The following is a 10,701-nucleotide window of genomic DNA, read 5'->3' as shown; positions in this document are numbered from 1 at the left end:
GTGCCGCACAACAAATACACGTAAGTGTCCAGAACGCCCACCCCTACGACCCCGCCCCCTCCGTCTCGTAGCGCGCCTGATCCCCGGAGGGGGGTCAAAGGGGGGAACACGCCTCCGCCACAACAACGCGCCGGAACACCGGAACCCGGCGCCCGCACTCGCGATGGCTCAACATCTACGAGGCGGCGTGGACCAACGCCTCCACGCTCGCAGGCCACACCTGTCCACGCTGCGAACGCGCCGATCTGAACCTGGCCTTCATGGCGCCAACGGCGCCTTCTCACGCCGTCATGGCCGCACTCTGGTGCGGTGCCTGTCTCCACGGGATCCATCTCGGGAGATGCCCCAGACCCGAGACCTCGAAGATCTGGAACCGGGACGACGCAGAACGCGAAAAGCCCGTACCCAACTACACCCTCATTCCACCGGAGTAAGCCCTGTGCGATCCCATCCCGCAGGCGCCGCGCTGCCCCGTTGTGGCGGCGCGCTCACGTCGGCGGAAGGGCCCTTTCCGTCTCACCCCCTCCGGCGATCAGGCGCGCTACGAGACGGAGGGGGCGGGGTCGTAGGGGTGGGCGTTCTGGACACTGGGCGTATTTGTGTGCGGCACCCGGGACGACCAGGCAAAGTGCCCGCCACGCACGTAAATATGCGTCCAGAATGCCCAGCCCCGGAGGCCCCGCACCCGGCCCACCCACACACGCGCGAAGCCCGCACCGACCGCGCCGGGCAATCGGGAGGGCGGGCGGGAAAAACCACCGCAACCACAACGGCGCCGCACACAACAACCGGGCACCAGCAACCGCACCGCCGGCGCAGCGTTACGCGAGGTTGGCCAGAATCCTGGCCTGCCCCTCCCGCCCCTCGACGAGCGCCAGGAACTCCCCCTCCGGCCCGAACACCGCCGTGGGCACCGCCCCCAGGGACGGGGGCGCGTCCAACCGCACCCCGTTGCCGAGCAGGCGCGCCTGGCGGGCGTCCACGTCCCAGCGGGGGAACGCCGCCGCGGCGGCCTCCGCGATGGGCAGCACCGAGAAGGACTCCGTCAGCTGCTCCAGGGTCCGGGCCAGGTCCGCACCGTAGGGCCCGACCCGGGTGCGCCGCAGCGCGGTGAGGTGGCCGCCGACGCCCAGACCCGCGCCCAGGTCCCGGGCGAGGGCCCGGATGTACGTGCCGGAGGAGCACTCGACGGTGACGTCGACGTCCACGAGGTCGTCGCCCTCGCGCCGCACGTCCCGGACGGTGAAGGACGACACCGTGACCGGTCGCGCCGCCAGCTCGAACTCCTCGCCGCCGCGCACGCGGGCGTACGAGCGGACGCCGTTCACCTTGATCGCGCTCACCTTGGACGGCACCTGGAGGATGTCGCCGGTCAGCCGCGTGATGCCCGCGTCGATGGCCTCACGGGTGACACCGCCCGCGGGGGCCGCCGCGGTGATCTCGCCCTCCGCGTCGTCCGTGACCGTGGTCTGGCCGAGCCGGATGGTCGCCTCGTACTCCTTGCGGGTGAGCGCGAGGTGCCCGAGCAGCCGGGTGGCCTTCTCCACGCCGATGACGAGGACGCCGGTCGCCATGGGGTCCAGGGTTCCCGCGTGCCCCACCCGCCGTGTCCCGGCCAGCCTGCGCAGCCGGGACACGACGTCGTGCGAGGTCATGCCGCCCGGCTTGTCGACGATGACAAGCCCGTCCTTCATCAGGCTTCGTCCTCGTCCTCGTCCTCGGCCGGCTTGCGGTACGGGTCCGCGTCGCCGGCGTAGGAGGCGTCCGTGGCGGTCTTGCGGACCTCCTCGTCGGCCAGACGGGCCTTCGCCAGCAGGTCCTCGATCGTGCGCGCGTTCTCCGGGATCGCGTCGGCCACGAACGTCAGGGTCGGCGTGAAGCGCACGCCGGTCTGCCGTCCGACCTCCGAGCGGAGGACGCCCTTGGCGCTCTCCAGCGCGGCCGCCGAGGCGGCCCGCTCCTCGTCGTCACCGAAGACCGTGTAGAAGACGGTCGCCTCCCGGAGGTCACCGGTGACCCGGGTGTCCGTGATCGTCACGTAGCCCAGCCGCGGGTCCTTGATCCGCCGCTGCAGCGTCTCCGCGACCACGACCCGGATGCGGTCCGCCAGCTTGCGCGCCCGCGCGGTGTCGGTCATGCGTGCTCTTCTCTCTTCTCTTCACGCTTCGGTACGTGAGTGTCAGTCGTCGTCGCCGTGGACCCGCTGCCGCGCCGACAGCAACTCCACCTCGGGGCGCGAGGCCATCCAGCGCTCGCAGCGTCCGAGGACGTCCTTGATGTGCCCGAGGTCCCCGGACACGACCGCCACGCCGATCTCGGCCCTGCGGTAAAGATCGTGTTGGTCGACCTCCGCGACGCTCACCGCGAACTTGCGGTGGAGCTCGGCCACGATCGGTCGGATGACGGACCGCTTCTCCTTCAGCGACCGGACGTCGCCGAGAAGCAGGTCGAAGGACAGCGTCCCTACATACATGGGCATCAGGTCAAGCCGACCTGTGAGGCCTCGTCGTGAACGGTGCGCACACCGTGAACAGCAATCACCACACTAAAGGCAACGGCCGGGGCCGATCGACGGAATTTCCCTTCCGCCGATCGGCCCCGGTCACGGTCGCCTCGATCAGACGCGAGGCTTCTCGCGCATCTCGTAGGTCGCGATGACATCGTCGATCTTGATGTCGTTGTAGTTGCCGAGGTTGATACCGCCCTCGAAACCTTCGCGAATCTCGGTGACGTCGTCCTTGAAGCGCCGCAGACCCTCGATGGTGAGGTTCTCCGCGATGACCTTGCCGTCGCGGAGCAGGCGCGCCTTGGTGTTGCGTCGGACCTCGCCGGAGCGGATGAGCACACCGGCGATGTTGCCGAGCTTGGAGGAGCGGAAGACCTCGCGGATCTCGGCGGTGCCGAGCTCCACCTCCTCGTACTCGGGCTTGAGCATGCCCTTGAGCGCCGCCTCGATCTCGTCGATGACCTGGTAGATCACCGAGTAGTAGCGGACGTCGACGCCCTCACGCTCGGCCAGCGACGTGGCGCGGCCCTCGGCCCGCACGTTGAAGCCGATGATGATCGCGTCGGAGCCCGCCGCCAGGGTGACGTCGGTCTCGGTGACCGCACCGACACCCCGGTGGAGGATGCGCAGGTCCACGTCCTCGCCGACGTCGAGCTGGAGCAGCGAGGACTCCAGGGCCTCGACCGAACCGGACGCGTCGCCCTTGATGATGAGGTTGAGCTGCTGGACCTCGCCGGCCTTGAGCACCTTGTCCAGGTCCTCGAGGCTGACCCGGCGGCGGGTCTTGGCGAAGGCCGCGTTGCGCTCGCGGGCGGCACGCTTCTCGGCGATCTGGCGGGCCGTACGGTCCTCGTCGACCACCAGGAAGTTGTCGCCGGCACCCGGCACGTTCGTCAGACCGAGCACCAGGACCGGAGTCGAGGGGCCCGCCTCGTCGACGGTGTTGCCGCTGTCGTCGAGCATCGCACGGACACGGCCGTACGCGTCGCCGACCACCATGGTGTCGCCGACCCGCAGGGTGCCGCGCTGGACCAGGACGGTCGCCACGGCGCCGCGGCCGCGGTCGAGGTGCGCCTCGATCGCGATGCCCTGCGCGTCCTGCTCCGGGTTGGCCCGCAGGTCGAGGGCGGCGTCCGCGGTGAGGACCACGGCCTCCAGCAGGCTGTCGATGTTGAGGCCCTGCTTGGCGGAGATGTCGACGAACATGGTGTCGCCGCCGTACTCCTCGGCCACCAGGCCGAACTCGGTCAGCTGACCGCGCACCTTCGTCGGGTCCGCGCCCTCGACGTCGATCTTGTTGACCGCGACCACGATCGGCACATCGGCCGCCTTGGCGTGGTTCAGCGCCTCGATCGTCTGGGGCATGACGCCGTCGTTCGCCGCCACCACGAGGATCGCGATGTCGGTGGACTTGGCACCGCGGGCACGCATGGCGGTGAACGCCTCGTGACCCGGGGTGTCGATGAAGGTGATGGCCCGGTGCTCGCCGTTGACCTCGGTGGCCACCTGGTACGCACCGATGTGCTGGGTGATGCCGCCGGCCTCGCCCGCGACCACGTTGGTCTTGCGGATCGCGTCGAGGAGGCGGGTCTTTCCGTGGTCGACGTGACCCATGACGGTCACGACCGGCGGACGTGCGACGAGCGCTTCCTCGCCGCCCTCGTTCTCGCCGAACTCGATGTCGAAGGACTCGAGAAGCTCGCGGTCCTCCTCCTCCGGGCTGACGATCTGGAGGGTGTAGTTCATCTCGTCGGCGAGCAGCTGCAGCGTGTCGTCGGAGACGGACTGGGTCGCGGTGACCATCTCGCCGAGGTTGAGCATCACCTGGACGAGCGACGCCGGGTTGGCGCCGATCTTCTCGGCGAAGTCGGTCAGCGAGGCGCCACGGGAGAGGCGCACGGTGTCGCCGTTGCCGCGGGGCAGCAGCACGCCGCCCACGGACGGGGCCTGCATGGCCTCGTACTCCTGGCGCTTCGCCCGCTTCGACTTGCGGCCACGGGCCGGGCGGCCACCGGGGCCACGGCCGAAGGCGCCCTGCGTGCCACCACGGCCACCCGGACCACCGGGACGACCGCCGAAGCCGGGACGGCCACCGCCGCCACCGAAGCCGCCGCCACCACCGGGGGCACCGCCACCGGGGCGCGGGCCGCCGAAGCCGCCGCCACCACCGGGACGACCGGCACCGCCGCCGCCACCACCCGGACGACCGGCGAAACCGCCGCCGCCGGGACGACCCGGACCACCGGGACGCGCGCCCGGGCCACCGGGACGACCCGGACCACCCGGACGGCCCGGGGCACCGCCGGCAGCGGGACGCTGCGGCATCATGCCCGGGTTCGGACGGGGACCGCTGCCCTGCGGACGCGGCATGCCGCCCGGGGTCGGACGGGCACCGCCGGGAGCGCCGCCGCCGGGACGCGGAGCGCCACCGGGACGGGGACCGGCCGCACCCGGGGCGCCACCGGGGCGCGGGCCGGGCTGGCCGGGGGCACCACCGTGGCCGCCGGCAGGACGGGGCGCCTGCGGGCGGGGCATACCGGTGGAGCCGGAGGTGAAGGGGTTGTTGCCCGGGCGCGGACCCGCCGGACGCGGGGCGCCCGGACGCGGCGCCTGGCCGCCCTGACGGGCACCGGGGCCACCCTGGCCGCGGCCGCCGTCACGCTGACCGGGGCCGGACGGACGGGCACCGGGACGCGGGCCGGGAGCACCGGGACGCCCGGCGCCCGGACGCTCGGCGGCGGCGGGACGCTCGGCCTGGGCCGGGCGCTCCTGGGCCGCCGGCGCGGCGGGCGGAGCCGGCGGGGCGGAGAACTCCGCCTGCGGCACCGGGGTGACCGGCGCGGGCTTGGCCGGGGCCGGCTTGGGACCCGGGGTGGGACGCGGGCCCGGGGCCGGCGCGGAGCCGGTCGCGGGCTTGGGAGTGGGGGCGGGTCCCGCCGCCGGCTTCGGAGCCGGGGCAGCGGGACGGGCCGGCGCACCCGGAGTGGGGGTGGCCGGCTTTGCGGGCGCGGCCTTGCGCGGCGCCGCGGGCCTGGCAGCCGAGGGCTTCCCGGAGGCGGAACCGCCACCGGAACCCTGCAGTGCGTCGGTCAACTTGCGAACAACCGGCGCCTCGATCGTCGAGGACGCCGAACGGACGAATTCACCAAGTTCTTGGAGCTTGGCCATGACGACCTTGCTCTCAACTCCGAACTCCTTGGCGAGTTCGTATACCCGGACCTTAGCCACTTCGCTCCTTCATGAGGTCCGGGGTGGTCGTCCGCCGGACCGTCGCTACTTCATGGGCGTACTCATCGCGTGCTCATCGAGTGCTCATCGCAATCTCGACCTACTTCCAACTCGCGGGGTACTGACCGCACGGTCGCCCGAACGGTCTTCCTGCCTACTCACGGTGTGCCTGCTCCACATACCCGCGGAGATCCGCGGTGTCCAGCGCGCCCTGGGCCCGGAAGGCCCGAGGGAACGCCCGGCGGCGGACCGCCAGGTCGAGACAGACGGTGTCGGGGTGCACATACGCACCCCGACCGGGCAGCGTACCGCGAAGATCGGGAACACAGGACTCCCCGACCACCGCCACACGCAGCAGATCGCGCTTGGCCGCCCGCCCCCTGCACCCGATGCACGTGCGCTCCGGGCGTGCTGGGGCATGCGTCCGGCCAGACATCCTTAAGTCTACCTCCCCGCGCCGACCTCACCCCTCCGGGTTATTCGACGCACGGTTGTTCCTCGGTCACCGCCCGGTGCTACTGGTCGGTGTTCTCGGTGTCGGGGCGGATGTCGATCCGCCAGCCGGTGAGCCGCGCGGCCAGACGGGCGTTCTGCCCTTCCTTGCCGATCGCCAGCGACAGCTGGTAGTCCGGCACCGTCACCCGCGCGGAGCGGGCGCCCATGTCGACAATCTCCACCTTGCTCACCCGAGCGGGTGACAGCGCGTTGGCGACCATCTCCGCCGGGTCGTCCGACCAGTCGACGATGTCGATCTTCTCGCCGTTCAACTCGGCCATCACGGCCCGCACCCGGGCGCCCATCGGCCCGATGCAGGCGCCCTTGGCGTTGAGCCCGGAACGCCCCGAACGGACCGCGATCTTCGTACGGTGACCGGCCTCGCGGGCGATCGCGGAGATCTCCACGGAACCGTCCGCGATCTCCGGGACCTCCAGCGCGAAGAGCTTCTTCACCAGGTTCGGGTGGGTGCGCGAGAGCGTCACGGACGGGCCGCGCACTCCCTTGGCCACCCGGACGACGTACGAGCGCAGCCGGGTGCCGTGCTTGTAGTCCTCGCCGGGCACCTGCTCCTGCACCGGCAGGATCGCCTCGAGCTTGCCGATGTCGACCAGCACGTTCTTGGGGTCCTTGCCCTGCTGGACCACACCGGTGACGATGTCGCCCTCGCGCCCCGCGTACTCGCCGAAGGTGATCTCCTCCTCGGCGTCGCGCAGCCGCTGCAGGATGACCTGCTTCGCCGTGGTCGCGGCGATCCGGCCGAAGCCGCTGGGCGTGTCGTCGAACTCCCGGGGCTCCGCGCCCTCGGGGGTCTCCGACGGGTCCTCCTTGGCCCACACCGTGACGTGGCCGTTCGTGCGGTCCAGCTGCACGCGCGCGTTGCGGCGGCTGCCCGGCTCACGGTGGTACGCGATGAGGAGCGCCGACTCGATCGCCTCGACCAGCAGGTCGAAGGAGATCTCCTTCTCCCGGACCAGACCCCGCAGGGCACTCATGTCGATGTCCACGGCTACGCCTCCTCAGTGCTCTCGTCGCCGTCGGTATCGGCATCGGCCGGGTCCTTGCGACTGAATTCGATCTCCACCCGCGCCTTGGCGATCTCGCCGAAGGCCACGCGGGCGGGTTTGGGCTTGCGTCCCTTGACACCCGGGACCTCCAGGTCGAGACCTTCCTCGTCGACCCCGAGGATCCGCGCGACCAACTGGTCCCCGCCGGTCTTCGTCAGCTTGACCAGCCGGCCCTCGTTGCGCCGGAAGTGGCGCGGCTCGGTGAGCGGGCGGTCCACGCCCGGGGAGGAGACCTCCAGCAGGTACGGCGTTCCACCCATGGCGTCGGCTTCGTCGAGGGCCTGGGAGATCTCCCGGCTCAACTCGGCGAGCGTGTCCAGCGGGGCACCCTCTTCGGAGTCCACGATCACCTGGAGCTGCCGCCGGTTGCCGGCGGCCGTCACCTTGACCTCTTCCAGCTCCAGCCCCGTCTTCACGACGAGCGGCTCAAGCAGCCCGCGCAGCCTCTCGCTCTGGGTGGTGCTCATCCGGGTGACTCCTCGGCCGCGTGTGCTGTTGTGGTGGAAGGTCTCGTGTCGGGCCAAAGCCTATCGGTTCAGGCCCCGGAACGACGATTCGGCGCAGCGGCGGGCGCCGTCACGGACCCCGGGCGTCACGCGGGTACCCTCACGTGAGGTGATCACGGGAAGGGGCACTGTGCCGCTCAGCAACATTCCCCGCCGGCGCGCGGTCCGCGCCGCTCTCGTCCTGCCGGCCGCCGCCGGACTGCTCGGCGGCTGCTCGGAACCGGCGCGGCCCGCAGGGGCGTCGAAGGCCTCGCCGTCCGCCGCCGCGGGCGAGGCGCTGCGCAAGCGCGCCGCCGGGGACAGCGCCGGACTGCTCGCGCGTTACGACGCCACCATCGCGGCGCACCCGGACCTGGCGAAGCGGCTGCTGCCGCTGCGGGCCGAAGTCGCCCGCCACGCCCAGGCGTTCGGCACGCGCGTACGGGCCGCGTCCCCGTCCGCGTCCCCCTCGGGGTCGCCGTCCGCCGCCGCGTCCCCGTCGGTATCGGCCTCGTCCGTCCCCACGCGGCCCGGGGACGCGCTGTCCGCGCTCGCGACCGCCGAACGCGCGCTCGCCGACGCCCGGGCCGCCGCGCTGCTCGACGCACCGCCCGAACTCGCCCGCCTGCTCGCCTCGGTGGCCGCCTGCGGCGCCGGGCACGTCCTGCTGCTCAAGGAGCACTGACCCGACCCATGGCACCGCAAGCGCCGCTCCAGGCCGTCCAGGCCGCACTCTCCGCCGAGCACGCCGCCGTGTACGGATACGGCATCGTCGGCGCCCGCGTCGGCGGCGACCTGGCCGAGCAGGCCCGGCAGGCGTACGACGCGCACCGCGCCCGCCGCGACTCCCTGCGCCGGACCGTCAGCGACCTCGGCGGCCAACCCGTCGCCGCCGAGCCCGCGTACGCCTTGCCGTTCGCCGTGCCGGACCGGACGGCGGCGGTGCGCCTCGCCGCGGAGCTGGAGGACCGGGTCGCCGGGGTCTACGCGGACCTCGTGCGCGCCGCCGACGCCGATCTGCGCCGGGACGCCGCGGGCGCCCTGCGCGAGGCGGCGGTCCGTGCCGTGCGCTGGCGCGGCGGGAGCGTAGCCTTCCCGGGGCTGGCCGAACACGCTCGGACGGCCGCGGAGAAGGTTTAGCACCAGGAGGGACGAACTCACGCATGGCCTCGGCACCACAGCACCTGGAACCGCCCGAACGGCTGGTCCGCACGGTCAGCGCCTGGGAGGGCGAACCGGGCCGCGCCTGGCTCGCCACGCTCCCCCAGCGCGTCGCGGACCACCTCGAGCGCTGGGAGCTGCGGCCGGAACGGGTGCTCTCCCCCGGCGGCCAGATCAGCATGATCGTCCTGGTCCGGCAGGCCGACGACACCCCCGCGACCCTCAAGATCGGCCTCGTCACGGACGAGACCCGCCACGAGCACGCGGCGCTCGCCCGCTGGGACGGCCGCGGCGCGGTCCGCCTGCTGCGGGCCGACCCCGACGCGGGTGCGCTCCTCCTGGAACGCCTGCACAGCGACGTGTCGCTGCGTTCGCTGCCCGAGCCGAAGGCGATGCTCGAGGCCTGCGCCACGCTGCGGCGGCTCTGGGTCCCCCCGGGCGACGGCGCCCCCTTCGTGCCCGTCGCCGAGCACACGGCCCGCCTGGCGGGGCTGTTGCGCGAGCGGCGTGACCGGGGTGACCTCCCCGAGGAGGCCGGTCCCCTGGTGGACGAGGCCCTCGCGGTACGGGACGCGCTGTGCGCGGAGCCGCCGGGCGAGGCCGTGCTGCTGCACGGCGACTACCACCACGGCAACGTGCTGGCCGCCGACCGCGTGCCGTGGCTGGCCATCGACCCCAAACCGCTGGTCGGCGACCCCGCGTACGACCTCGCCTGGCTCGTGCGTGACCGTCTCGACACGCTGATCGCCACTCCCGGGTCCCAGGCGGCGGCTCGCCGCCGGGTCGCGAAGCTGTCCGACTCCCTCGAGGTCGACCGGGACCGGGTCCGGGGCTGGGCCCTGTTCCGGTCGGTCGAGGCGGGGGCGTGGGCGTTCTCGGTCGGGGACCGGGGGGCGGGGGAGTTGCTTCTGGAGTTCGCGACCTGGCTGTAGTCCGTGCCAAGTCTTTGTGTGCGGCGCCGTCGTGGTTGCGGTTGCGGTTTCTCCCCCGCCCGCCCGCCCGATTGCCCGGCGCGGTCAGGCACCGCCTCGCGCGTGTGTGGTGGGCCGGGGTCGGGGCCTCCGGGGCTGGGCATTCTGGACGCATATTTACGTGCGTGGCGGGCACTTTGCCTGGGCATCCCGGGTGCCGCACACAAATACGCCCAGTGTCCAGAACGCCCACCCCTACGACCCCGCCCCCTCCCTCTCGTAGCGCGCCTGATCGCCGGAGGGGGTGAGACGGAAAGAGCCCCTCCGCCAACGTGAGCGCGCCGCTCCATCGGGGGCGGTGCAGCGCCTGCGGGAAGGGATCGCGCAGGGCCTACTCCGGTGGAATGAGGGTGTAGTTGGGTACGGGCTTTTCGCGTTCTGCGTCGTCCCGGTTCCAGATCTTCGAGGTCTCGGGTCTGGGACATTTCCCGCGTGGAGACAGACACCGCACCAGAGTGCGGCCATGACGACGTGAGAAGGCACCCCTGGCGCCATGAAGGCCAGGTTCAGATCGGCGCGTTCGCAGCGTGGACACGTGCGACCTGCGAGCGTGGAAGCGTCGGTCCACGCCGCCTCGTAGATGTCGAGCCATCGCGAGTAACTCATCCATCCACCTCCATTCGCAGGTGCCCGCACCGGGTTCCGGTGTTCCGGCGCGTTGTCGTGGCGGAGGCGTGTTCCCCCCTTTGACCACCCTCCGGCGATCAGGCGCGCTACGAGACGGAGGGGGCGGGGTCGTAGGGGTGGGCGTTCTGGACACTTACGTGTATTTGTTGTGCGGCACAGAC

The 10,701-nt window shown here is 72.2% G+C and carries 10 protein-coding genes; 3 read left to right on the top strand and 7 right to left on the bottom strand.

The window, feature by feature from the left end; all coding sequences use genetic code 11:
* Window positions 1-821: 821 nt before the first annotated feature.
* From truB to rimP, 7 genes are all read right to left on the bottom strand, one after another.
* Window positions 822-1,694 carry a tRNA pseudouridine(55) synthase TruB gene (gene truB, locus AB0F62_RS41465; RefSeq protein ID WP_361811672.1) on the bottom strand — a complete coding sequence of 291 codons (873 nt, stop codon included), beginning with the start codon at window positions 1,692-1,694 and terminating at the stop codon, window positions 822-824.
* Window positions 1,694-2,137: a 30S ribosome-binding factor RbfA gene (gene rbfA / locus AB0F62_RS41460; RefSeq protein WP_361811669.1), complete on the bottom strand. Its 444-nt coding sequence runs from the start codon at window positions 2,135-2,137 to the stop codon at window positions 1,694-1,696. Before rbfA ends, truB begins: the two co-directional genes overlap by 1 nt.
* A gap of 42 nt (window positions 2,138-2,179) precedes the next feature.
* A complete protein-coding gene (locus tag AB0F62_RS41455; protein ID WP_361811678.1) occupies window positions 2,180-2,473 on the bottom strand; it encodes a DUF503 domain-containing protein in 294 nt (97 codons plus the stop codon).
* A 144-nt stretch (window positions 2,474-2,617) separates the two neighbouring features.
* Entirely contained in the window at window positions 2,618-5,734 is a 3,117-nt protein-coding gene (infB, locus tag AB0F62_RS41450; RefSeq protein ID WP_361811667.1) for a translation initiation factor IF-2, read from the bottom strand.
* Between the two features lie 154 nt (window positions 5,735-5,888).
* Window positions 5,889-6,170: a YlxR family protein gene (locus AB0F62_RS41445; RefSeq protein ID WP_361811664.1), complete on the bottom strand. Its 282-nt coding sequence runs from the start codon at window positions 6,168-6,170 to the stop codon at window positions 5,889-5,891.
* A 79-nt stretch (window positions 6,171-6,249) separates the two neighbouring features.
* Window positions 6,250-7,236 carry a transcription termination factor NusA gene (nusA, locus tag AB0F62_RS41440; RefSeq protein WP_361811661.1) on the bottom strand — a complete coding sequence of 329 codons (987 nt, stop codon included), beginning with the start codon at window positions 7,234-7,236 and terminating at the stop codon, window positions 6,250-6,252.
* A 2-nt stretch (window positions 7,237-7,238) separates the two neighbouring features.
* Complete coding sequence (rimP, locus tag AB0F62_RS41435) at window positions 7,239-7,763, bottom strand: ribosome maturation factor RimP (RefSeq protein ID WP_361811658.1); 525 nt, start codon at window positions 7,761-7,763, stop codon at window positions 7,239-7,241.
* 169 nt (window positions 7,764-7,932) lie between these two features.
* Here rimP and AB0F62_RS41430 point away from each other — a divergent pair, with 169 nt between their 5' ends.
* From AB0F62_RS41430 to AB0F62_RS41420, 3 genes are read left to right on the top strand one after another with little or no spacing between them, the layout of a single operon-like run.
* The gene (locus AB0F62_RS41430) at window positions 7,933-8,466 is read left to right on the top strand and encodes a hypothetical protein (protein WP_361811675.1); all 534 of its coding nucleotides are present in this window, start codon (window positions 7,933-7,935) and stop codon (window positions 8,464-8,466) included.
* An 8-nt stretch (window positions 8,467-8,474) separates the two neighbouring features.
* A complete protein-coding gene (locus AB0F62_RS41425; RefSeq protein WP_361811655.1) occupies window positions 8,475-8,921 on the top strand; it encodes a ferritin-like domain-containing protein in 447 nt (148 codons plus the stop codon).
* Between the two features lie 23 nt (window positions 8,922-8,944).
* The gene (locus AB0F62_RS41420; protein ID WP_361811652.1) at window positions 8,945-9,874 is read left to right on the top strand and encodes an aminoglycoside phosphotransferase family protein; all 930 of its coding nucleotides are present in this window, start codon (window positions 8,945-8,947) and stop codon (window positions 9,872-9,874) included.
* The last annotated feature ends 827 nt before the right edge of the window (window positions 9,875-10,701 follow it).

The sequence above is a fragment of the Streptomyces sp. NPDC026673 genome, assembly GCF_040638135.1.
Taxonomy (GTDB): domain Bacteria; phylum Actinomycetota; class Actinomycetes; order Streptomycetales; family Streptomycetaceae; genus Actinacidiphila.
Note: the sequence above shows the minus strand (reverse complement) of the source record. Positions and strands in the feature narration are given on the sequence as shown.